Raw genomic sequence first — 22,349 nt, 5'->3', positions numbered from 1 at the left:
GCTGGGTGCGCCACCAGAACTACCATTGGTCTAAACCAGTAGGGAAGGGCGGTCCGCCGGTTCGGCCGAAACCTCACGTGCGCGTCGACCGCCCGTCACCGCGCCACAAGGCGCCGTACAGGGCGTCGACGGCATCGCGAGAAGGATGTGCGGGACCGCGAGAAGTGCGCGGGACCGCTGGAGGGCCGCCCCCCCGGCCGGCTCAGACGTACGAGCTCAGCCAGCGCAGCTTGGCGGCCTGCTGGAAGGGGCCGCCGCCCTCGTGGTCGTTGAAGTCGTACACCTCGATCGCCTTGTCGTCGTGCGCCCAGGCGTTGAACGCCGCGAAGACGGTCGACGGCGGGCAGGTCTGGTCCTCCAGGGCCGCCGAGAACAGGGCGGGTGCCCGGCCGCGCGCCGCGAAGTGCACGCCGTCGAAGTAGGACAGCGTGCGCAGCGCGTCCTCGGTGCGGCCGCGGTGCGTCTTGAGGTACAGGCCGATCTCCCGGTAGGGCTGCCGGTCGGTGAGCCTGGTCGCGCGCGGGAAGTCGCAGAGGAACGGCACGTCCGGCGCGACGGCCGTCAGGTCCGGCACCAGGCCGCCGACGGCGATCGCGATGCCGCCGCCCTGGCTCCCGCCGAGGGCGACGGTGCGCGCGGAGTCGGTCAGCGGGTGCGAGCGGGCCGCCTCGACCGCGCGCACGGCGTCGGTGAAGACGCGGCGGTAGTAGTAGTTCTCGGGGGCGTCCAGGCCGCGGGTCATGAAGCCCGGGTACGCGGGCGTGCCGCCCACGGGGTCCGCGGTCCCGCCGCCGCCGCCCCAGGCGCTGCCCTGGCCGCGGGTGTCCATCACGAAGTGCGCCCGGCCGGCGGACGCCCACAGCAGGTGCTCGTGCGGCAGCCCGCGCCCGCCGCCGTACCCGACGAACTCCACGACCAGCGGCAACGGTTCCTCCGCCGCGGCCGGCAGGACCAGCCAGCCCTTCACCGGATGGCCGCCGAACCCGGCGAACGTCACGTCGTGCACCCGCACCGTGGACAGTCCCGTGTCGACCGGTTCGAAGCGGGCGTCCAGATCGTGCCCGCGGGCTTCCTCCAGCGTCTTGTTCCAGAACGTGTCGAAGTCCTCGGGCTCGGCCGACGCGCTGCGGTACGCGCGGAGTTCGTCGAGCGGAAGGTCGAACAGGGCCATCGAGAACCGCCTTTACGGGGGTCAGTGCCGGACCGTACGGATGATCACACCGTACGTGAGTGATCGGAGGTCTCGCCAGATCCCCACGGGGACCGGCTGGGGACCGGCATGGCCGACGCCGGTGTTCGATCTGTCGAACCGCAGGTCAAAGGAGCGGCCTGCCGTTGGTGGGTGGGCACGGGAGCAGCGTTCCGGCGGAAGACCGGGCCAGGTGGTCGGGTCACCGGCGCCGCTCAGGCCCGCCCGCTGCGTCCACTGCGGCTCGGTGAGGGGCCGGTCACGGCACCACTCGGCCATCCGCCGCCGCAGCGGATTGCGCCGCAGCCGCGCACCCGGGTTCGTATGCCGGGCTCCTCGCGGCCGGAGGGCCGGCCCGGACGACCGCGCGGCAGCGGGGACCGCAGTGGCCCCGTGTCGCGCCGCGCGTGCGGGTGTTCGCCCGGGTCCGCTACCCCGCGCCGCGGTCCTGGCTCGCCAAGTCGCCCACCCGGAACGGCGGACGGCTGTTCCGGGCCGCGGACAGGTGCCCGGTGACGCCTGGGGGCACCGGGGCAGGGGATGGCGTGTCGGCGCGGCCGCAGGCGCGCCGTCGCCGGTCGCGCCGCCCACGCGGCCGAGCCGCGGGCCGGCGTGTCCCGGGGAAGGGTCAGCCGAAGCGTTCGATGCGGATCCGGTGCACCGGCTGGCCGGCCGCCACCAGCAGTCGCGAGGCGTGCTCCGCGAAGGAGTTGGAGCCGCACACGTAGGCCTCCCACCCGTCGGCGGGCGGCTCGGACAGGAGTGGTGCCAGGTGTCCGGCCGCCATCCGGCCCACGGGCGTACCGGCCGGCGCGTCGCGGGTGAACACGGGCGTCGTCTCCGCACCGAACTCGCGGGCGTAGATCAGCTCCTCGGGGCTGCGGGCCGACACCAGCAGTCGCAGCGGCACCGTCAGTCCCCGCGCCCGGTGGTGCCGCACCATGGACATCAGCGGGACGACACCGGAGCCGGCACCCAGCAGCAGGGCGGGCCGGTCGCCGGGCCAGGCGAAGAAGCCGCTCAGCGGGCCGCGCACCTCGACCCGGTCGCCGGGCCGGGCCACCGTGTGGAACCAGCCGGACACCTCTCCGTCCGCGACGTGGTCGAGGGTCAGCTCGATGTGCCCGGAGTCGTCCGGCGCGGACGCCAGCGAGTAGTGGCGCTGGGCCGCGTAGCCGTCCTCGGCGGACAGCCGCAGCATCAGGTGCTGGCCGGGCAGATGGCCCGCCCACCCGGGCACCGCGAACCGGAAGGTGGACGCGCGGGGCGTCTCGCGGCGGATCTCCGTGAGCGTGGCCGTCTGCCACGTCCCGGCCACCCGGCCGTTCACCTCGATGCGCCCGGGCACGGCGAACCGCGTCGGGGGAGTGAAGGCCCGTGTCGTGTGCGTCGCTGTCTCAGTCACCGGAGTACCGCTGCTCCTCCCAGGGGTTGCCGCGCGCGTGGTAGCCGTTCTGCTCCCAGAAGCCCGGCTCGTCGTGGTCGAGGAGCTCCAGGCCCGCGATCCACTTCACGCTCTTCCAGAAGTAGAGGTGCGGCACCACCAGCCGCGCCGGGCCGCCGTGCTCGGCGGCGAGCGGCTGCCCGTCGTACTCCCACACGATCCAGGCGCGTCCGCCGGTCAGGTCGGCGAGCGGCAGGTTGGCGGTGTAGCCGGTGTGCGCGTAGGCGACGGCGTGGGTGGCGGACGGCAGCGGGCGCGCCGCGTCCAGGAAGGCGTCCAGGGACACGCCCCCGAACCGCACCCCGAACTTCGACCAGCCGGTCACGCAGTGGATGTCGCCCGCGTACGCCGACGCGGGCAGCCGGTGTGCTCCGGCCCAGTCCCAGGTACGGGGCTCGGTCACCAGCCCGCCCACGCGGAAGGTCCAGTCGGCGGGCGACAGGTCGGGCGTGACCTCGGCGGACAGCACGGGCCAGTCGTCGCCGGCGTCGTACTGGCCGGGCGGCAGCCCCGGCCGCGCGGCGCGCGGGCGTCCGGTGAAGCCTCGGGTGATGTGCATGCGGTGGGGCCTTTCGGGCCGCCGCGAGAGAAGCCCGCGGCCGGCGTGGTCAGTGCGTACGCGGTCAACCGTACGTGCCCCGTGGGCGGTCCTCAGCCCCGGTCCTCGTCGGGTGCGGCTCCCCGCCACGCGTTGTACCGCTCCAGATACGCGGCGAAGCGGAGCAGGTCGTCCTCGGGCCAGTCGGCGAGCCGCTCCCGGAAGGCCGTCCGGCGGCTCTCGGTGACCTGGGCCAGGATGCGCCGCCCGGCCTCCGTCAGGTGCAGGACCTGGACGCGGTGGTCGTCCGGGGCGACGCGCCGCTCGACGAGGTCGGCGCGCTCCAGGGCGGACACCTGGCGGCTGACCGTGGACTTGTCCAGGGCGTAGTGGGCGGCCAGGTCGGTGGCCCGGCAGCCGTCCCGCTCCTCCAGATGGCCGAGCAGCGTGTACGACACCAGGGACAGCTCCGGGTGCATGCGGCCCGCCGAGGCGCGGGCGCGGCGGGCGAAGGCCGTCATCTCCCGCTGGATGACCTCCACGGCCGCGTCCGCCGGGCGGTCGCCGGGCGTGACGGTCGTCTCATCGGGTGTCTCCGCTGTCGTCACAGGTCCTCCTCCACATTGCTAGTTGTATAGTACAACTTGAAGAGGGAGTTGTATAAGCCAACTATTCGCTCCTGTCGAACCGAACCATTGGAGGATGTGAGCGATGAGGTCGCCCGCCCTGCGCCACGTGCTCACGCACCTGATCACCCCGCTGCTGATGTGCGTCGGCATGGGGCTCGCGTACATGGGGGCCTTCGTCACCCCCGAGCCGAACCACCTGCCGGTCGCCGTCGTCGGCTCCGGGCCCGACGCGAAGGTGCTCGCCCAGTCCGTCAAGGACAAGGCCGGCGACGGCCTCGACGTGCGGACCGTCGCGACCCGCGCCGACGCCGTCGACCTGCTGAAGGCGCGCGACATCACCGGCGCCTACGTGCCGGGCGGCACGGCACCCGAGGTCGTGGTGGCCACGGCCGCCTCCGACATGGGCGCCATGGCCGCGGAGAAGGTCTTCGCGCCCCTCGCCGAGCAGCGGGGCGTTCCGTTGAAGGTGACCGACGTGGCCACCCCGGTCGACGACGACCCCACCGGCCAGGGCCTGTTCTTCCTGCTGATCGCGGTCAGTATCGGTTCCTACGCCTCCGTGGCCGCCCTGGGCGCCGCCGGCGCCGCCCTGCCGATGCGTGTCCGGGCCCTGCTCACCCTCGGCGTCTCCGTCGTCGTCAGCGGTGTCGGCGCCCTGCTCGCCGGGCCGGTGTTCCACCTCGCCCACCACGACCTCGCCGGTGTGTGGGGGATGGCCTGGCTCTACGCCGCGGGAATCCTGTTCATCGGGGTCGGTCTGCACACCTTCCTCAAGCGCTGGACCACGCTCGCCATGATGGTGCTGTTCGTGATGCTCAACTTCACCAGCTCCGGCGGGCTGTTCCGGCCCGAGCTGCAGAACGGCTTCTTCGGCACCCTGCACGCCTTCTGGAACGGCGCCGGGTTCGTGGAGGGCGCCCGCAGCCTGCTGTACTTCGACGGCGACGGACTGGGCCGCAGCGTCTGGACGCTGGCCGCCTGGCTGCTGCTCGGCCTCCTGGTGACGGCCCTCGCCGCCCTCCGGGAGCGGAGCACCACGGCACCCGCGCCGGCCACCGCCCCGAAGCATGCGAGGCCGGACGGGCGGAAGACCGTGTCCGCGGCCGGCGAGGAAGCGGAGGACGCGGAGGAGGAGTCCGAGGAGGAAGCGGAGCAAGAGGCCGAGGAGACCGTCGGCGTCTGATCGTTGGGGTAGTGTGACCGTCGGCCGCGGACAGTCCCGGCCGACGGACGCCTGGGAGGTGAGACCCATTACCGCTGTGTCGGCCCGGGTGCTCTCACCTCACGGCAGTGCGGTCCCCGCCAACGGGTGACCGTGAGAGCGCCCTTCGGTTCTCGAAAGGCTCTCGGCTTCCATGCCCCCACTGTTCTCCGCGTCCCCCTTTCCCGTCCCCTTCTCCGCCTCGTTCCCAACCGGTGACTCCGTCGTGGCAGCGCTCCGCGCCGCGGGCTGCGTCTTCGCGGAGGACGAGGCGGAGTTGCTTCTCGCCGCGGCCCGCACCGCCGAGGAGCTGACCGCCCTGGTGGACCGCCGCGTCGCCGGCCTGCCCCTCGAACTCGTCCTCGGCTGGGCCGAGTTCCGCGGCCTGCGCATCGCCGTCGCCCCCGGCGTCTTCGTCCCCCGCCGCCGTACCGAGTTCCTGGTGACCGAGGCCCTCGCCCACGCGCCGGACGCGGCCGTCGTCGTGGACCTGTGCTGCGGCTCCGGCGCCGTCGCCGCCGCACTGGCCGCCGCGCTGGACGCGCCCGAGGTGCACGCCGCCGACGTCGATCCGGCCGCGGTGCGCTGCGCCCGCGGGAACCTCGCGGCCGCCGGCGGCAGGGTGTACGCGGGTGACCTGTTCGACGCGCTGCCCGACACGGTGCGCGGCCGGGTGGACATACTCGCTGCCAACGTGCCGTACGTCCCCACCGGCGAGGTCTGCCTGCTGCCCGCCGAGGCCCGTGACCACGAGCCGCTGGCCGCCCTCGACGGCGGCACCGACGGCCTCGACGTGCTGCGCAGGGTCGCCGCCGAGGCGCCCCGCTGGCTCGCGCCCGGCGGCTGCCTGCTGGTCGAGACGAGCGAGCGGCAGGCACCGGCGGCCGTCGACACCTTCACCCGCGCCGGTCTGACCACCCGCCTGGCGGTCTCCGAGGAGCTGTACGCCCATGTGGTGATCGGCGTCAGGGAGTGACGGCGCCTGCGCCCTCCCGCTCGAAGATGTCCGGCGTCAGGGAGTGAGGGCGCCCTCCCGCTCGAACGTGTCCGGCGGCGTGGCCCGGGCGATCAGCAGGGCCACGTCGTCGGAGTTCCCCGGCTCGTGCAGGGTGCGCAGGAGCAGGTCGCAGACCTCCTCCAGAGGGCGGTCCGGGCCCTCCAGCGTGGCGAGGAGCGCGTCCAGCCTCTCGTCCAGCGGATGCCGGCGCGTCTCGACGAGCCCGTCCGTGTAGAACACCAGCCGGTCACCCGGCTCCAGGTCGACGGCGGTGGTCGCGAAGGCGACGCCGCCCACCCCGAGCGGCACCCCGGTGGGCAGGTCCAGCAGTTCCGGCGGGCGGCCGGCGCGCAGACGGACCGGCGGCAGGTGCCCGGCGTTGGCGATCAGGCACCGCCGCCGGTGCGGGTCGTGGACCGCGTAGAGGCAGGTGGCGATGGCCTGGTCCAGGCCGGCCGTGGTCCGGTCGAGGTGCTCGAGCAGGAACGCCGGATCGAGGTCGAGGGCGGCCAGGGTGTTCGTCGCGGTGCGCAGCCGCCCCATGGAGGCCGCCGCCGCGATGCCGCTGCCCATCACGTCGCCCACCACGAGCGCGGTCTTGCAGCCCGCCAGCTCGATCACGTCGAACCAGTCGCCGCCGACCTCGCTGGTCGCCTCGGCCGGCTGGTAGCGGGAGGCGACCTCCAGCCCGCCCGTCACCGACGGATGGCTCGGCAGCATGCTGCGCTGGAGGGTGAGGGCGGCGTCGCGGGCGTTCTGGTACCAGCGGGCGTTGTCGATCTGTACCGCCGCGCGGACGGCCAGCTCCCGGGCCAGCAGCAGATCGTCCTCGTCGAACGGCAGCGGGTTGCCGACCCGTTTGAGGTCCAGGGCGCCGAGCACCTCGCCCCGCGCGATCAGCGGCACCGCCAGACAGGAGTGCGCACCCGCCCGGCGCAGCAACTCGGCCGCCTCCGGTGAACGGGCGATCCGCGGCAGGTCCTCCTCCGTCACCCGCTCCACCAGCACCGGCCGGCCGGTGCGCACGCACTCGGTGACCAGCCGGTCCGGCCCGTACCGGACGACCTCGCCGGGCGGATCGGCCTCCCGCAGCGCCTGAGCGCAGTCCTCCGCCTGGACGGCCAGGGTCCGTAGCATCGCCGGCTCGGCGGGGCCCAGGGTGCTGCGCCGGCCCTTCACCACGGCCTCCAGCAGATCCACCGCCGCGATGTCGGCGAGGTCCGGCACGGCCACGTCGGCCAGCTCGTGCGCGGTACGGTCCAGCTCCAGCGTGGTGCCGATCCGTGCGGAGGCGTCCGCCACAGCGGCCAGCCGGCGCCGGGCGGCCTCGGCCTCGACGCCCGCCCGGTACTGCTCGGTGACGTCCACGACCGAGACCGCGACGCCCAGCACGGCGCCGACGGCGTCCTCCAGCCGGTACAGCGAGACCGACCACGCGTGGTCCTGGTCCGGGTCGGCTGGGGTCCGTCCGGTCGCGGACCGGTCGATGACCGGCTTCCCGGTCTCCAGGACCCGGCGCGCCGCCGCTTCCAGATGGCCGGCGTCCACCTCCGGCAGCACCTCGCGGACCGTCCGGCCGAGGTGGTCCTCGGCGGGGATGCCGTTGATCCGTTCCAGGGACGGGTTGACCGAGACGTAGCGCAGCTCGGTGTCGAGGACGGCCAGCCCGATCGGGGACTGCCGGATCACCCGCGTGGAGAGCGCCACGTCGCGCTCCAGCCGGCGCACGGTCGACCGGTCGGCCGCGAGTCCCAGCGCGTAGACGTCGCCCCGGTCGTCCAGGAGGCGCATGTTGCGGAACTCCACCAGTCGGGTGCTGCCGTCCTTGCGGCGGATGGGGAACGCCCCGGCCCAGCTCCGGCCGGTCCTCATGACGTCGGCGAACAGCTTGACCACCAGGTCGAGATGCCGTTCGTGGACCATGATGCGGGCGGCGTACTGCCCCAGCGCCTCCTGCGCGGAGTATCCGAACAGCTCCTCGGCCTGCGGGCTCCACAGGACGATCCGGCCGTCGGTGTCCAGTACGACGGAGGCCACGTTCAGCACGTCGAGCAGCCCACTGGGCCGCACCGGTCCGCGCGGCGACGCGTCGCCCCCGAACCCGGCAGACCCGGCTGCACTCATTCCACGCCCCGCCTTCGCCGTTCCACGCGGCACGCCCCTGTGACGCCGGTCCCCCTGTTCTGCCGCGTTCCACCGTGCACGGGGCCGTTCGCCCGAGGCCTCTGCCGTCTCCTTCCAGCATCACCCGGTACGGCGGCGACCGCCGCACGGACACGGCCGAGGTTGGTCTGTACATGACTTCCTTGTCGCGTCAGACTGTGCGCCGAGTGCGTACCCCCCACCTAGGAGCCCGACCATGCCCCTGCGTGCCTGGCAACGTTGTCACGCCGTCCTGACCGGACTCGCCGCCCTCGCTCTCGCTCTCCCCCTCGCCCTCGCCGGTCCGGCTGTCGCGGCCGCCCCGGCCGCCGACACGTGGACCGAGGTGGGCTCCGACCGCGCCGATCCGCTGACCGAGAGTCAGGGTCTGGCCTCGGTCGAGGTCCCGGCCGGCAGCCCCAACCGCTACACGGGCATCGGCACCATCCCCTTGAGTCTCAGCGGTCGCGGCTGGAACCACGTCGGCGATCCCGACGCCTCCTACGACGGCCACTACATCGAGCCGTACCAGCGGGACGACGGGAACACGAAGATGTTCCGCGTGCAGGCGCCGGACGGACGCTGGTCCGAGTACGTGCACACGCTGAGCCCCGGCGAGGCGCTGAACAACTCCTGGTCCGCCGTCTCGCCGGACGGCCAGTGGATGCTGGCGGGCGAGTGGGGCACCATGAACCGGCTGCTGGTCTTCCCGACACCCGGCGTCAACGCGAGTACCTCGCCCTCGGCGGATCTCCCGCAGGCGGCCACCGTCCACCTGGACCGCGCGGTGCGCGACGTCCAGGGCTGCGACTTCCTCGACGCGGCCACGCTGCTGTGCTCCTCCGACGACCCCGAGGGGACCCTCTTCGGCATCACCAAACCACTGCTGCGCATCGACCTGTCCGCCGCGCCGAACGGCGCCGCGGACGTCACCGGCCACGTCACCGCCCTGCGGCAGCTGCCCCTGCGGAGCTCCTGCTCCGGCGGCTTCGAGGCGGAGGGCATCGACTACGACCGGCGTACCGGCACGCTGCGCGTGATCGTCGTGTCGCCGGGATTCTGTGTGCTGACGGACAGCAAGACGTACCGCTTCACCCGGGGCTGACCGCTCACGGTCACCGGCACGGCCACGGTCACCGGCACGGCACGGCACGGCACGGCACGGCACGGCCACGGCCGGACCGTGCCGGTAGTGCTCCGCCGCAGGTGGTGCTTTTCTGGTGGTACGGGCCACGAGAGGAGCGATCACGATGGACGCTGAGCGACTGCATCCGGAATCCGTCTCGGTGGAGCTGAGCGGGTGCAGCAAGGAGGACGCCCGGACCGTGTTCGACGCCCTGTGCAAGTGCTTCTCGTCCGACCGGCGCCCGGACGAGGTTCCCCGCGACTACGACGAGGTGCGCCCCACCGTGTGGCTCGGCACCTTCGACGTGGCCGAAGCCAGGGGGGAGTGCGCCCCCGCCCGTCTCGCGGCGTCCGTGGAGGCCGACGTACAGGGTGGCTACTGGGCGATCGAGCGGTTCCGCACCACCCTGGACTCCCTGTTCACCGTGCACGACCTGAGCACGGCCTCCGGGGACCAGGAGCGGGAGCTGCACGTACGGCTGGAGAGCCACTGACCGAGACCCGCCGACGACGCGGCGGTGTGGTGTGCGCCGCCTTCTTCTGCAACTAGTTGCAAAAGAAGGCGGCGGTCCTCTACAACAGAGGCATCACACCGCGCACGGAGGGCCCGATGAGCCGCTACCCCCACCTGCTGAGCCCGCTCGACCTGGGCTTCACCACGCTCCCCAACCGGGTTCTGATGGGTTCCATGCACGTCGGCCTGGAAGAGGCCGAACGCGGCTTCGAGCGCATGGCCGCCTTCTACGCCGCCCGCGCCCGCGGGGGAGTGGGCCTCATCGTCACCGGCGGCATCGCCCCCAACGACGAGGGCCGGCCGTACGAGGGCGGCGCCAAGCTCACCACCGCGGCGGAGGCGGACCAGCACCGGGTCGTCACGGAGGCAGTGCACCGCGAGGGCGGCAGGATCGCCCTGCAGATCCTGCATTTCGGCCGCTACGCCTACCACGCGGACCTGGTCGCCCCGAGCCCCCTCCAGGCCCCGATCAGCCCCCACGTGCCCCGCGAGCTGACCGACGCCGACATCGAGCGCACCATCGACGACTACGTCCGCACCGCCCGACTCGCCCGCGAGGCCGGGTACGACGGCGTCGAGATCATGGGCTCCGAGGGCTACCTCATCAACGAGTTCATCGCCGCGCGCACCAACCACCGCACCGACCGCTGGGGCGGCTCGTACGAGAACCGCATGCGCCTGCCCGTCGAGATCGTCCGACGGGTGCGCGAGGCGGTCGGCGAGGACTTCATCGTCGTCTACCGCCTGTCCATGCTCGACCTGGTCCCCGGCGGCTCCACCCTCGACGAGGTGATCACCCTCGCCAAGGCCGTCGAGGCCGCCGGAGCCACCATCATCAACACCGGCATCGGCTGGCACGAGGCCCGCATCCCCACCATCGCCACCTCCGTGCCGCGCGGCGCCTACACCTGGGTGACCAGGCGCCTCATGGGTGAGGTGTCGGTGCCGCTGGTCACCACCAACCGCATCAACACCCCCGAGGTGGCCGAGCGGCTGCTCGCCGAGGGCACCGCCGACATGGTCTCGATGGCCCGCCCGATGCTCGCCGATCCCGACTTCGTCGCCAAGGCCGCGGCCGGCCGCCCCGAGGCCATCAACACCTGCATCGGCTGCAACCAGGCCTGCCTCGACCACACCTTCAGCGGGAAGATCACCTCCTGCCTGGTCAACCCGCGCGCCTGCCACGAGACCGAGCTGGTCCTCACCCCGACCCGGCGGCGCAAGCGCGTCGCGGTCGTCGGCGCCGGACCCGCCGGGCTGGCCTGTGCGGTGAGCGCGGCCGAACGCGGCCACGAGGTCACCCTGTTCGACGCCGCGAGCGAGACCGGCGGCCAGCTCAACGTCGCCCGCAAGGTCCCCGGCAAGCAGGAGTTCGACGAGACACTGCGCTACTTCCGTACCCAACTGGTGGCGCACGGCGTCGACGTACGCCTGAACACCCGGGTCGCGGCCGACGACCTGGCCGGCCACGACGAGGTCGTCGTCGCCACCGGCGTCACCCCGCGCACCCCGGACATCCCGGGCGTCGACCACCCGAGCGTCGTCGGCTACCTCGACGTGCTCCGCGACGGCGCCCCCGTCGGAGACCGCGTCGCCGTCCTCGGTGCCGGCGGCATCGGCTTCGACGTCGCCGAGTACCTCACCGACGGCGGCGACAAGGCGCACGAGGACCCGGAGGCGTACTTCCGCCTCTGGGGCGTCGACACGGACTACCGGACCGCCGGGGGCCTCGCCGCCCCCGAGCGTCCCGCGCCGCCGCGCACCGTCCACCTGCTCCAGCGCAAGACCACCAAGGTCGGCGCCGGCCTCGGCAAGACCACCGGCTGGATCCACCGCACCGAGCTCAGGCACCGCGGCGTCACCATGGTCCCGGGAGTGCGCTACGACCGGATCGACGACGCCGGTCTCCACATCACCGTCGGCGACGAGTCCACGGTCCTGGAGGTCGACACGGTCGTCCTGTGCACGGGCCAGGAACCGAGCCGCGGCCTGTACGACGACCTGGTCGCCGCCGGGCGCAGCGCGCACCTCATCGGCGGCGCCGACGTGGCCGCCGAGCTGGACGCCAAGCGCGCCATCAAGCAGGGCACCGAGCTGGCGGCGGCGCTGTAGAAGGTGCGGCGGGCGCCGCACGGGGTGCGGCTGCGCGGCAGAGGACGCGCGGACCGGAAGGCGCGGGGGGCCGTCCCTAGGATGAGCGCATGTCACTCCCGCACGCGATCCTCACCGCCCTGGTCGAAAAGCCGTCGTCCGGGCTGGAGCTGACCCGCCGGTTCGACAGGTCGATCGGCTACTTCTGGTCGGCGACACACCAGCAGATCTATCGCGAACTGGGAAAACTGGAGGCGGCGGGCCTGATCCGCACGCTTCCCGGACAGCAGCCGGCCCGCGGGCAGAAGAAGTCCTACGAGGTCCTGCCCGCGGGCCGGGACGAACTGGCCCGCTGGGCCGCCGCCGCACAGGACCCCAAGCCCCTGCGGGACACGATGCTGCTGCGGCTGCGTGCCGCCGCGGTGGTCGGCACCACCGGTATCGAGGCGGACCTGCGACGCCATCTGGAGCTTCACGAGCGGCAGTTGAGCGAGTACGAGGAGATCGAGAGGCGGGACTTCCCGCCCGGGAAGGACAGCGCCGAGGACCGGCTGCGGCACCTGGTGCTGCGCGCCGGCATCGACCTGGAGACCTTCTGGACCCAGTGGCTCAGGCACGCCCTGGCGGAGTTCGCCGAGATGCCGGATGACGAGCCGGCCTGACGGAGTCCGGGGCGGGCCGGTCAGAACCGGTACGGCCTGCGGCGGCGGCGCAGGAACCACGCCGCGGCGATGACGCCCGTGCCGGCCAGCGCGCCGCCCGCCACGAGGGTGGCCGTGCCGTAGTCCTCGACGGCTCCGCCGAGACCGCCCGTGACACCGCGTGGTGACGCGGAGGGAGAGGGGGACGGGGAACGGCTGGGCGAAGGTGTGGGCGCCGCGGAGACGATGACGGTCTGGGTGCCGGCGGTGCTGTTGTTGGAGCACATGACGATGACCGTGTAGGTGCCCGGGCTGATGCCGGACCAGCCGGCGGACTGTCCGGAGCTCGTTCCGGACAGCGCCACCTGGCGCCCCTGGGCGAAGTCCCCCTGGCTGCCGGTGATCAGCGACGCGGTGCCCCAGCTGCCGCCCAGCTGGGCGCAGGCGGTGGTCGTGACCGACACGTTGGTCCCGGTGGTGCTCACGGAGATGCCCGGGCCCGCGGAAGCCGCCCCGGCAGCCAGGGCGACGGGCAGCACGGCAGCCGCTGCCACGGTCAGGCCGGAGCGGAGAAGTGGCGATGAGATGCGCATGTGGACTGCCCTCCGGCAGCACGGTCGGCGGTACATCCCTTGCGCCGCCGAGATCGGGAACGGCCCGTGCTGTCCCAGGGGCAGCCAACAGGGCGGCGACCGCGCCCGCATGCCGAGCGCGACCGCCCAGGTGACACGCCGGCCGGCCCAGCGCGCCACTGCCGGGACGTCACCCGCCGCCGCCCGTGGTCACCTTCCGCTCGTCCGAGAGGCCGCCCCAGGTGCCGTCGGACAGCCGGGCCCGGACCCGCACCCGGTGTGTGACACCGGCCTGGCGCCCCGCGTAGAAGCTGTACTCGGCCCGCTCGCGCGGCGCGTCGCCGCCGTAGACGAGTGAGGTCGCCGGACGGCCGTCCAGGTGGATCTGGTACTCGGTGACCACGCCGTCCGTGCGCGGCGGGACCCAGGAGAGGTCGATGTAGTACGCCCCGTCGGCGTGGTGGGAGGTGGCGCGCAGGGCGGTGGGCGCGGTGGCGCCCCCGTCGTCGGTGCCCGGGGTGGTGAGCCGAACGGTGGCGCTCGCGGGGGAGACGTTGTCGGCGGCGTCCCGAGCCCGGACCGTGAAGGAGTAGCGGGTGCCCGCGCGCAGCCCCGTGACGACGGCCGCCGTCTGCCCGCCGCCGACGCTGTGCACCTTGGTGTCTCCCTGGTGGATGTCGTACGACACCACACCGCGGTCGTCGGTCGCGGCCGACCAGGTGAGCTGCACCGACCGGCTGCCCGCCGCGCGGCCGTGGGCATCCTGCGGGCGTGTCGGGGCGGCGTCGTCGGCGACCGCCGCGGGGGTCGTCGCCCGCACCTCCCGGCTGCGGGGGCCGAGTCGCCCGTCCGCGTCGCGTGCCCGCACGGTGAAGGCGTAGGCCTTCGAGGGGTGCAGCCGGGTGACGTCCACCATGCGTTCGGAAGCCGGCAGCCGCTTCACCAACGTGCCGTCGCGATAGACCTCGTACGTCTTGACCTCGTCGACCGCGTTCCACATCACGTGCACGGTCGTGGCGCTGCCCGCCTCCGCGGTCACACCCGTCGGCGCCCCGGGCAGCCCGCCCCCGTCGCTGCCGTCGTCGCCCACGCCCCAGCCGCAGGACGTGACCAGGGCGAGTGCTCCGCAGGCCAGGACGCAGCGGCGCACGACGGAGGCAAGGGAGGCGAGGGAGGGAACGGTGGGAGCGGCGGGGGCGGCGGGGGCGGGAACGTGTCGCACGGCGCTGCCTCCGGGGCGGCTCGGGATGTGACGGGAATGGTCCGGACCAATATGACGCTGGTGACGCGATCACATCAAGAGGGTGGTCGTTGGTGGCCACCCGGGAGCGTTACGTATGCTGACTCCCCTCACGGCCGAATCCCCGGAGGCGCCGGGGAGTTCGAGCCGGTGGCGCGGACCGCTGTCGTCGCTGAAGCCGCGCCGGCGTGGGCGGCCGGGCGGGCCGGAGCCGGTACAGGCCCGGCCTGCCCGCCCCCGGTCGCGGTGACCGGACGCGCACCGCCCGCACCGCGCCGGACGCCATCCGGGCGTGCACCGTCTGGCCCACAAAAGGTGGCCGTGGGAGCGATTCGGGGACAGATGAGGCCGAGTGACCGTCCATGTCCCCCAGGAGAGGCCACAACGTGCGTGTCCAGTCGCTGACACTGGTCGCGGCCAGCGCCGCCCTGCTCGCCCCCACGACCTTCCCCGGCGCCTCGCCCCAGCCCCGCCCCGGCTCCCAGGCCCAGCTCCGGTCCGGCCCCCAGCCCCAGCCCGACCCGGTCCGGGCGGGCAGGTCCGGTCACCGGATCGGACCGGTTCCGCGGTCCCAGGCCGGTCCCGTACCGCCGGACCGGACCGGGCCCGGGACCCGGCAGCGGGAGAGCGGGCGTGAGGGGCCCGTCCGCGCCGAGGAGCTGCTGGCCAAGGTGCGGGGCTGCGAACCCGTCTCGCACGGGCGCTACCGCACCGACGCCGGAGCGCCGGCGGACATCCCGGTCTGCGGTACGGACGACGCCGTGTACTGGAAGGCCGACCTGGACGTCGACTGCGACGGCCGGCCCGGCGACCGCTGCAACAGCGGCACCGACCCGCACTTCACCCCCGCCACCGCCTACACCGGATCGGACGGCCGCCCACTGGACGCCGAACGCCTGCCCTACGTGGTCCTGCCCCAGCCCAGCGGCATCTGGGACCACCGCGAGCACGACGTCCACGGCGGATCGGTCGCGGCCGTCGTCCACGGGGACCGGGTGCGGTACGCGGTCGTCGGCGACATCGGCCCCCGCGACCTCATCGGCGAGGCCTCCTACGCCGCCGCGCAGTCGCTCGGCATCCCGGCCGACCCGCACGGCGGCGGTGCCGCATCCGGCGTGACGTACATCGTCTTCAAGGACAGTGAGGTGGAGCCCATCGAGGACGGGGAGGCCGCCGAGGAGACGGGGGAGCGGCTGGCGCGGGAGTTCGTGGGCGACTGAACCACTGCCGCGCCGTGCGCGGCGAGCACCTCGGGCAGCCGCCCTGACCGTGGAACACGAGGCCGCGCCCGGCGCCGAGGTGATCCGGACAGCCGACAGAACTGCCGAAACCGCACATCGGCAGCGTGAATGCCTTCTGAGGGACCGTCCGTGCGGAAACGCCCGGCCGGCTCCCCGGCCGGGCGTTCCTGTGGAACGGACGACGCGCGACATCCCCGGCGCAGGTCAGGACAGTCGGGCGGGTGAGAACAGAGTCAGGTCTCCCCCGGCCTCCTGGTGCCTCAGGTCCGGCGACCTCAGAAACGGCTGCGCCAACGGTGACGGTCCTGGCGGGCTGCTTCGGGAGCCGGCAGGACCCGGACAAGGCCACCGCCGGAATGCCGGGACGATTGGAGAGGCTTTCCGGAGAGCTGGGTGCCGCGCTCTCGAGACACCCGGCGTGGGCGATCACGCCGCTGCCGCCGGGCGGCACCGAGGGCTCCGGCATGTCACTCGACTTCGAGCTGCTGACCAGCGTGCTCGCCGGCGCTCACGTCTTCTCCGCCGTCCACCCCGGCGACCCATCCGGGCGCAAGCGCCGCACCGCCCGAACACCCTGCTCATCGCTGTCGACCCCGCCTTCCGGGCAGCACGGAGGATTTCACGGAGGCCGCGGACGAGACCCTCGGCACCCCGAAGCGGCTGCCCGTCCCGGACGTCACCGACGGAGTGTCCCGCCCCGGTGCGAACGGCACCTGTGGCGCCGGACGTGTGGCGGGAACTCGCGGAGCGGGCGGCCGAGTTCGGGATCACGCCGCTCGAGCCCGCGGACGACGCCACGGGTATGTCACCGGTCGCCGCGGGAGGAGACGGCCGGCGACTCCGCCCCACCGCGCGGATGAGGTAAGGTTGACCTGCGCGATCGCACGGAACGTGGGACGCGCACCGGGACGTGGCGCAGCTTGGTAGCGCACTTGACTGGGGGTCAAGGGGTCGCAGGTTCAAATCCTGTCGTCCCGACTTTACGAAGTCGCAGGTCCAGGGCCGGTTTCGGAGGTATCCGAAGTCGGCCCTGGATCATTTCTGGGGACCAGTGGGTCACCGACGCCGCAGCCCGTGCTCGCGGCCTCCGGGTCGACGCCGACGAAGCCCAGCGCCGAGCGGTCGAGGCTTCCCGGCGCGAACGCGCGCCGAACACCGAGGACGCCCTCGAAGCCGCCCATGCCGGGGTCACCAACCAGCGCGAGCGCATCGCCGCACCACTGGGCCACATCGCTGAGCTGCAACAGGACGGGACGACGGACGCCGACGCCGTGCGCATCACCACCGCCAACGTTGCCCTGCGCCGTGACGTCGCCGTGCTCACGAACACCAGCGAACACCAACGAACGCCTCAACGAACGCCTCACGGCCGCCCGAGGCAACGCTCGCTCCACCGACCGGCGTATCGCCGCACTGGAAGCCAGTATCTCCGAGCAGCTCACCGCCCCGCCCGCCGAGTGAGGCCCGGCCCGGCCGGGGTGAAGGGAACGCCTGTCGCTCGCCTCGGCGGGTGACGCCCGGGATTGCGATGCGATGCGGGCGGTACTCGACGAATCCACCACCACGCCGTACCGGCCATCTGTACTCTGCGATGAACAGACGCGCACTGTGGCGCGGTGGGAGGGAGGACACCGGTGGGGTCCGTGGAGATCGAGCTGGCGGACGCGGTCGCGGCCTTGCGCGATGAACTCTTGGCGGCTGCCGCACGCGGGACCGGGACTGATGTCGCGTTCCAGGTGGGGCCGATCGAGATGGAGTTCGCGGTTGAGCTGCGGTACGACGCCAAGGCCAAGGGCGGCTTCAAGGCATGGGTGGTCACCGCCGACGGGGAGGCCAGTGCCGGGCGGACCCGCACGCACCGGATCTCGGTGACGCTCAACCCGCGGAGGGCGGACGGCGAGGACCTCTTGATCCATGGCGACCGCGACCGGCCTGAAGGGCCGGGCGACGTGTCCGGGCGCATCAGGAACTGACAGCACTGCCCGGACGGGCGGACACGGTGGACTCGGGGGTAGAGCGTGGACGACGGCCGTGTGGTGGGGGTGGACGGGCCGCGGGGCCCCGGGTCGGGCTTTGTGATCAGCTGCAGCCTTGTGCTGACCTCGGCCCACGTCGTACCGCACGTAGGCGGGAAGGTGACTTTCTTCCACCCCGGGGAGAAGGAGCGGTACACCGCCACGGTCGTCTGGCGCGGCACACCGAAGGGCAGGGACGACGCGGCTCTTCTCCGGGCCGAGAACGCCTACCGGGGACCGGGCGGGGCCGCGTCGTCCTGGAGACCGGTCCGCTGGGGCCGGCTGGTCACGCACCGGCCCGCAGTCGAGTGCCAGACCGTGGGGCTGCCGAACATCGTCCAGCGCGAGCCGCAGGCGGCCGACCTGTACCGCGTGAGGGGCACGGTCAACCGTACGGACCGCTCCGCCAACAACCGCCACCTGATGCGGGTCGAGGAGCGCCTCGACGGCGGCGGCACTCCGGACCGTACGCGCTCCCCCTGGGGCGGCCTGTCCGGAGCCGCGGTCTTCTGCGACGACGTACTCGTCGGTGTCGTGGCCGTCGACTTCGCCGGATTCGGGCACACCCGGCTGGAGATCTCACCCGCATACGTCCTGCTGAACGATCCGGCGTTCCAGGACGTTCTGGCCGAGGACCGTCTGCCGACACGGATGGAGCCGGCGGAGTGGCAGCGGCTGTACGACCCGCCCGCGCCGCCGCTCCCCGGAGGTCTGCTCACCTCCCCCGCGGCGCTGCTGGACGCCCACAGGGCGGTGGTGCCCTTCCGTGGCCGGGCCCGACTGCTGCACGAACTGGGCAGCTGGTGCGAGCAACCCGGTCTCGGGGTGCGCCTGGTGCACGCGCCCGGAGGGCAGGGCAAGACGCGATTGGCTCTGGAGCTGGCCGATCGGCTGGAAGCGAAACGCTGGACCGTCGTGTGGCCCACCGACCATGCCGACGACGCCACCGTGCAGGAGCTGGCGGACGCGGCCGTGCCGCTCCTGGTGATCCTGGACCACGCCGAGACCCGCCTCGGCCGGCTCACCGTTCTGCTGCGGGCCCTCGCCGCACACCGAGCGGGCACGCCGTTCAAAATGCTCCTGCTCGCCCGTACTCGCGGAGACTGGTGGAGCGCCGCCCGTCGCGCGCATCCTCCGGTCCAGAACGTGGTCGAGGCGGCGCCTGTGACCGCCCTGCCCCCGCTGCAGCCGCACGACATCGACATCCGCAAGGCGTACTGCCAGGCAGTGGACAGCCTCTCCCGCGCCCTGCACGGAGTGGAGGGCCGGCAGGACGACGACTGGTCCACCATCGCCAGAGATCTCAAGAAGTCCTGCCGGGAGCGCCTCCGTTCCGCCGAGGACCTTCAAGGGGCGCTCACCCTGCACATGACGGCGCTCGTTGATCTGCTGGACGCCGCGAGGCCGGACCCGGCCCAAGACGCCGACGACCCCGGCCCAGTGCTGGACGAGCGGCTGCTGGACCACGAGATCGCCTACTGGGAGAGCGCCGCCGATCGCTCGGGAACGGGGCTGAGACGGGAGGACCTCCCGCAGCCGCTGGCCGCGGCGTTCCTGTGCGGCGCGGACGACCGCCGGCAGGCGGACACCCTGCTGCGGGGGATACCGGTGCTGTCCGACCTCAGCACCAGGCACCGTTACGCGGTCAGGGACTGGATCAGCGCTCTCTACCCGCCCCGGGGCAGCGCAGCCTGGGCGGAGCTCCGGCCGGACCGGTTGGCCGAGTACTTCGTCGGCCGGCAGTTGCTCGACGATCCGGGCTTCGTGGACGATCTGCTCGCCGACAGCGGACTGACCACGACACAGACCACTCGTCTGCTCACCGTCTACGCCCGCGCCGCCGCTCACCCCGCCCACCGCGGACTGCTCGACGCCGAGCTCACCGCCTTGTGCGTACGCCGCAAGGACATCCTGCTCCCGGTGACCGTGGACGTCGCCACGCGGGTGGAGCGCCCGGAACCGCTCGTGCGCGCCCTGAAGGAGCTGGCCGAGCGCGCGGACGCGACTCCTCAGGACCTCGCGGACCTCGCCGACCGCCTGCCACGGCCCACCCACAGCCTGGGGCCGCTGGCCGTCCAGGTGACGCAACGGCTCGCGGCCGTCCACCGCGAGCAGGCCGAGGCGGACCCGGCCCACCTGGCGAACCTTGCCACCTCGCTGCGGCGGCTCACCGGCCGCCTCGGCGACCTGGGACGGCGCAGAGAAGCCCTGGCGGCCGCGGAGGAAAGCAGCGCACTGGCCGCGCGACTCGCCGCCAGGGACGGCCATACCTACCTTCCTCAATACGCGGCCAGTCTCATCAACGTGTCGGTCATGCTCAGCCGCCTCGGGAGACGGGAGGAAGCACTCCGCCGCGCCCGCGAAGCGGTGCGCGCGTACGAGCAGCTCACCGATGAGACGGACGCGACCCCCTCCGCCGTCCACATGAGCGAACTGTCCCACGCACTCAGCGCCGTCTCCACCGCCGAAGGTGAACTGGGGCACTTCCAGGAAGCACTCGAGAGCATCGGCAAGGCCGTCGGCCTCCGCCGCGACCTGCTGGAGCAGCACGGCGAGACCTACAAGCCCGCACTCGCCGACGCGCTGAACAACCAGGCCATCTGGTTGAAGGACGCGGGACGCCCCGAGAAAGCCGTGCGGAGGAGCCAAGAGGCCGTGGCGCTGTACAAGGCGCTGGCCGAAGAGCGACCGGACGCCTTCCGCCCCAGGCTCGCCATGACTCTGGGAACACACGCCAACTGCCTCTCGGCCACCGGCCGGTACACCGAGGCCCTCGCGGCGAACGAGGAAGCGGTACGCATCCGCCGCCGCCTGGCCGACGAAAACCCCGATGCCCACCTCGCCGACCTCGCACTCAGCCTCAACTCCCTGGCGATCAATCTGGACGACGAAGGACAGCACGACGACGCCCTTCCGGCGGCGGCCGAGACCGTGGACCTCTACCAGCAACTGGCGGACAGGGAACCGTCGGTGTACACCCCTGAGCTCGCGGCGAGCCTGAACACGTACGCCAACCAGCTCCACACCGCGGGAAGGACCCGGGAAGCATGCGAAGCCGCCGGAAAGGCGGTCGACCACTACCGGTCCCTGGCCCGGAAGGAACCGGGTGTCTTCACGGCGGATCTCGCCATGAGCCTGACCACGTTGTCCAGCCAGCAGGACGCCACCGGGCAGCACGAGGAAGCCCTCGCAAGCGCCCGGAAGGCGGTTGCCCTTCACCGCAGGCTGGACGAGTGGCGATCCGACGCCTTCCGCCCGGGCCTGGGGACGAGCCTCAGCAACCTCTCCCTCCGTTGGAAGGCCATGGGCAGGCTCGACAAGGCCCTCATGCTCATCGATGAGGCGATCGGCATCCAACGTCGCCTCATCGCGGCCGGCCGGACGGGCCCGGCCCACACAGCGCTGGCCATGGCCCTGGCGAACAAGGCCACTTGTCTCCTCGCCATGGGGCAGACGGACGCGGCCGTCCAACCGGCGACAGAAGCGGTGAAGCTGTTCCGCCGCCGCCTGTCGCGGAGCAACCCGGACACGTACAAGCCACAGCTCGCCACCGACTTGTCCATCCTCGCGTCCCTGCTCACCGTCGCCGGGCACAGAGCCGAGGCGCTGGACAGCTGGGAGGCGCTGGTCAAGGTCCGGAAGACCCTCGCGGCGCGCGACAGCGCAGCCCATGGGCCCCACTACGTCAACGGACTGCTCATGGTGGGCACCCTTCGCTCCGCGTCAGGCCGTCACGACGCCGCGGTGGCCGCTCTGAGGCAAGCCGTGGCCACCTGCCGCAAGCTCGCCTACCCCGACCCGGCCCAGCACCGCTCCCAGCTGGCCGCGTCCATGGCCGTCCTCACCGCCGTCATGACACAGGCCGGCCGGCGCCGGGAAGCGCTGCCGACGGCCGAAGAAGCGGTCACGCTGCTGCGCGATCTCCACCGGGACGATCCGGCGCAGCGGCCGGTCTTCGCCGACGCGCTGCTCCTCCTCGGTGTGCTCAGGCACTGCGTGGGACATGCGGAGGCACGCCATGCCCTCCAGCAGGCCGTCGACACGGCACAGTCCCTCGCCCCTGCCGTCCAGGGCCCCGTCCTCACCCGAGCCCTTCTGGGTCTGGGCACCTGGGCCGGGGAACAAGGGCAGACCGCCGAGGCCGTGTCCCACCTCGCGCAGGCGGTCGCTGCCGCCCGGTCCACCCCTGAGAATCCCGCCCAGAAGGCCGCCCTCGCGTCCGCCCTCTGGAGTCTCGGCCGCTACGCCCCCCGGGACGAGGAGGGCAGTCGTGCAGCGCTCGGCGCGACCGCGGAGGCGGTGGAGATCTGTGACAGCCTGGTGCGGGCGGACGCCACCGCGCACGAACCCCTGCTCGCCGACGCGCTGGCCGTCCACGGCCTTCGCTCGGCCGTAGCGGGACGGTATGCCGAGGCTCTTCGCATCACTACGGAGGCCGTTGACCTCAGCCGCCGCCTGGCCGACGGGGACCCCACTGCCCACCACATCCGCCTCGCCGACGCGCTCTCCGCGCATGCCGAGGCCCGGCTCCTGGCGGACGTTCACCACGACGAGGCCCGCGAGACCGTGGCGGAGGCTCTCACCCTGTGGCGCGGCGTCTCTCAGCACGAACCCGGACTCGCCGCCCCACGCCTCTCCCATGTACGGGACACCTGCACACGGCTACTCGGCGAAGACCGGACTGGCTAGCCGGTCGGCGCGGCAACCGGCGATGCCTGCCGTGGCGCACAACGGAACCCCACGGACTCCCGATCGAGTGGAAACAGCACC

General features: G+C 72.9%; 17 protein-coding genes and 1 tRNA gene. 10 read left to right on the top strand and 8 right to left on the bottom strand.

Annotation, left to right across the window (positions count from 1 at the left end; all coding sequences use genetic code 11):
- Positions 1-202: 202 nt before the first annotated feature.
- The 4 genes from ACZ7G3_RS25945 to ACZ7G3_RS25930 all read right to left on the bottom strand — a co-directional run bounded on the left by ACZ7G3_RS25945 (position 203) and on the right by ACZ7G3_RS25930 (position 3,779).
- Positions 203-1,171, bottom strand: coding sequence for an acetylxylan esterase (locus ACZ7G3_RS25945; protein WP_426601579.1), 969 nt, complete (start codon positions 1,169-1,171; stop codon positions 203-205).
- 646 nt (positions 1,172-1,817) lie between these two features.
- Positions 1,818-2,594, bottom strand: coding sequence for a ferredoxin reductase (locus tag ACZ7G3_RS25940; RefSeq protein WP_426601578.1), 777 nt, complete (start codon positions 2,592-2,594; stop codon positions 1,818-1,820).
- The gene (locus tag ACZ7G3_RS25935; RefSeq protein WP_426601577.1) at positions 2,587-3,192 is read right to left on the bottom strand and encodes a sulfite oxidase-like oxidoreductase; all 606 of its coding nucleotides are present in this window, start codon (positions 3,190-3,192) and stop codon (positions 2,587-2,589) included. Before ACZ7G3_RS25935 ends, ACZ7G3_RS25940 begins: the two co-directional genes overlap by 8 nt.
- Before the next feature lie 92 nt (positions 3,193-3,284).
- Complete coding sequence (locus ACZ7G3_RS25930) at positions 3,285-3,779, bottom strand: MarR family winged helix-turn-helix transcriptional regulator (protein WP_426601576.1); 495 nt, start codon at positions 3,777-3,779, stop codon at positions 3,285-3,287.
- A gap of 103 nt (positions 3,780-3,882) precedes the next feature.
- Here ACZ7G3_RS25930 and ACZ7G3_RS25925 point away from each other — a divergent pair, with 103 nt between their 5' ends.
- Together ACZ7G3_RS25925 and ACZ7G3_RS25920 are read left to right on the top strand one after the other, a co-directional pair.
- Positions 3,883-4,983 (top strand): hypothetical protein, encoded by a 1,101-nt coding sequence (locus ACZ7G3_RS25925; RefSeq protein ID WP_470928434.1) that lies wholly within the window; start codon positions 3,883-3,885, stop codon positions 4,981-4,983.
- A gap of 172 nt (positions 4,984-5,155) precedes the next feature.
- Positions 5,156-5,977 (top strand): putative protein N(5)-glutamine methyltransferase, encoded by an 822-nt coding sequence (locus tag ACZ7G3_RS25920; protein WP_470928433.1) that lies wholly within the window; start codon positions 5,156-5,158, stop codon positions 5,975-5,977.
- A gap of 36 nt (positions 5,978-6,013) precedes the next feature.
- On the opposite strand, the gene ACZ7G3_RS25915 is transcribed toward ACZ7G3_RS25920, so the two are convergent.
- Positions 6,014-8,122 carry a SpoIIE family protein phosphatase gene (locus ACZ7G3_RS25915; protein WP_470928432.1) on the bottom strand — a complete coding sequence of 703 codons (2,109 nt, stop codon included), beginning with the start codon at positions 8,120-8,122 and terminating at the stop codon, positions 6,014-6,016.
- A gap of 235 nt (positions 8,123-8,357) precedes the next feature.
- Between ACZ7G3_RS25915 and ACZ7G3_RS25910 the strand changes: the two genes are divergently transcribed.
- The 4 genes from ACZ7G3_RS25910 (at position 8,358) to ACZ7G3_RS25895 (ending at position 12,532) form a co-directional block, all read left to right on the top strand.
- Entirely contained in the window at positions 8,358-9,245 is an 888-nt protein-coding gene (locus ACZ7G3_RS25910) for a hypothetical protein (RefSeq protein ID WP_470928431.1), read from the top strand.
- 145 nt (positions 9,246-9,390) lie between these two features.
- A complete protein-coding gene (locus ACZ7G3_RS25905; RefSeq protein WP_426601571.1) occupies positions 9,391-9,759 on the top strand; it encodes a hypothetical protein in 369 nt (122 codons plus the stop codon).
- 116 nt (positions 9,760-9,875) lie between these two features.
- Complete coding sequence (locus ACZ7G3_RS25900; protein ID WP_470928430.1) at positions 9,876-11,891, top strand: oxidoreductase; 2,016 nt, start codon at positions 9,876-9,878, stop codon at positions 11,889-11,891.
- 89 nt (positions 11,892-11,980) lie between these two features.
- Positions 11,981-12,532, top strand: a complete 552-nt coding sequence (locus ACZ7G3_RS25895) for a PadR family transcriptional regulator (RefSeq protein ID WP_470928429.1) — start codon at positions 11,981-11,983, stop codon at positions 12,530-12,532.
- 20 nt (positions 12,533-12,552) lie between these two features.
- Here ACZ7G3_RS25895 and ACZ7G3_RS25890 read toward each other — a convergent pair whose 3' ends face one another.
- Positions 12,553-13,104 (bottom strand): hypothetical protein, encoded by a 552-nt coding sequence (locus tag ACZ7G3_RS25890; protein WP_470928428.1) that lies wholly within the window; start codon positions 13,102-13,104, stop codon positions 12,553-12,555.
- 169 nt (positions 13,105-13,273) lie between these two features.
- Positions 13,274-14,305 carry a fibronectin type III domain-containing protein gene (locus ACZ7G3_RS25885; protein ID WP_470928427.1) on the bottom strand — a complete coding sequence of 344 codons (1,032 nt, stop codon included), beginning with the start codon at positions 14,303-14,305 and terminating at the stop codon, positions 13,274-13,276.
- A gap of 404 nt (positions 14,306-14,709) precedes the next feature.
- On the opposite strand from ACZ7G3_RS25885, the gene ACZ7G3_RS25880 reads away from it, so the two are divergent.
- A complete protein-coding gene (locus tag ACZ7G3_RS25880; RefSeq protein ID WP_470928426.1) occupies positions 14,710-15,543 on the top strand; it encodes a glycoside hydrolase family 75 protein in 834 nt (277 codons plus the stop codon).
- Between the two features lie 925 nt (positions 15,544-16,468).
- Positions 16,469-16,542: transfer RNA gene (locus ACZ7G3_RS25875), tRNA-Pro, on the top strand.
- 2 nt (positions 16,543-16,544) lie between these two features.
- On the opposite strand, the gene ACZ7G3_RS25870 is transcribed toward ACZ7G3_RS25875, so the two are convergent.
- Complete coding sequence (locus ACZ7G3_RS25870) at positions 16,545-16,904, bottom strand: hypothetical protein (protein WP_470928425.1); 360 nt, start codon at positions 16,902-16,904, stop codon at positions 16,545-16,547.
- Between the two features lie 303 nt (positions 16,905-17,207).
- Between ACZ7G3_RS25870 and ACZ7G3_RS25865 the strand changes: the two genes are divergently transcribed.
- On the top strand, positions 17,208-17,537 hold the full coding sequence (locus tag ACZ7G3_RS25865; RefSeq protein WP_426601564.1) for a trypco2 family protein: 330 nt from the start codon (positions 17,208-17,210) through the stop codon (positions 17,535-17,537).
- Between the two features lie 45 nt (positions 17,538-17,582).
- Positions 17,583-22,268, top strand: coding sequence for a tetratricopeptide repeat protein (locus ACZ7G3_RS25860; RefSeq protein WP_470928424.1), 4,686 nt, complete (start codon positions 17,583-17,585; stop codon positions 22,266-22,268).
- Positions 22,269-22,349 lie beyond the last annotated feature (81 nt).

This window comes from Streptomyces sp. NPDC037271, from assembly GCF_055603605.1.
This window is presented reverse-complemented; position numbering and strand designations above follow the sequence as displayed.

Excerpts from the sequence above, each read along its gene's own strand:
- ACZ7G3_RS25920 (WP_470928433.1), top strand. The coding sequence starts at position 5,156 with ATGCCCCCACTGTTCTCCGCGTCCCCCTTTCCCGTCCCCTTCTCCGCC.
- ACZ7G3_RS25915 (WP_470928432.1), bottom strand. The coding sequence starts at position 8,122 with ATGAGTGCAGCCGGGTCTGCCGGGTTCGGGGGCGACGCGTCGCCGCGC.
- ACZ7G3_RS25900 (WP_470928430.1), top strand. The coding sequence starts at position 9,876 with ATGAGCCGCTACCCCCACCTGCTGAGCCCGCTCGACCTGGGCTTCACC.
- ACZ7G3_RS25945 (WP_426601579.1), bottom strand. The coding sequence starts at position 1,171 with ATGGCCCTGTTCGACCTTCCGCTCGACGAACTCCGCGCGTACCGCAGC.
- ACZ7G3_RS25925 (WP_470928434.1), top strand. The coding sequence starts at position 3,883 with ATGAGGTCGCCCGCCCTGCGCCACGTGCTCACGCACCTGATCACCCCG.
- ACZ7G3_RS25910 (WP_470928431.1), top strand. The coding sequence starts at position 8,358 with ATGCCCCTGCGTGCCTGGCAACGTTGTCACGCCGTCCTGACCGGACTC.
- ACZ7G3_RS25895 (WP_470928429.1), top strand. The coding sequence starts at position 11,981 with ATGTCACTCCCGCACGCGATCCTCACCGCCCTGGTCGAAAAGCCGTCG.
- ACZ7G3_RS25905 (WP_426601571.1), top strand. The coding sequence starts at position 9,391 with ATGGACGCTGAGCGACTGCATCCGGAATCCGTCTCGGTGGAGCTGAGC.
- ACZ7G3_RS25890 (WP_470928428.1), bottom strand. The coding sequence starts at position 13,104 with ATGCGCATCTCATCGCCACTTCTCCGCTCCGGCCTGACCGTGGCAGCG.
- ACZ7G3_RS25935 (WP_426601577.1), bottom strand. The coding sequence starts at position 3,192 with ATGCACATCACCCGAGGCTTCACCGGACGCCCGCGCGCCGCGCGGCCG.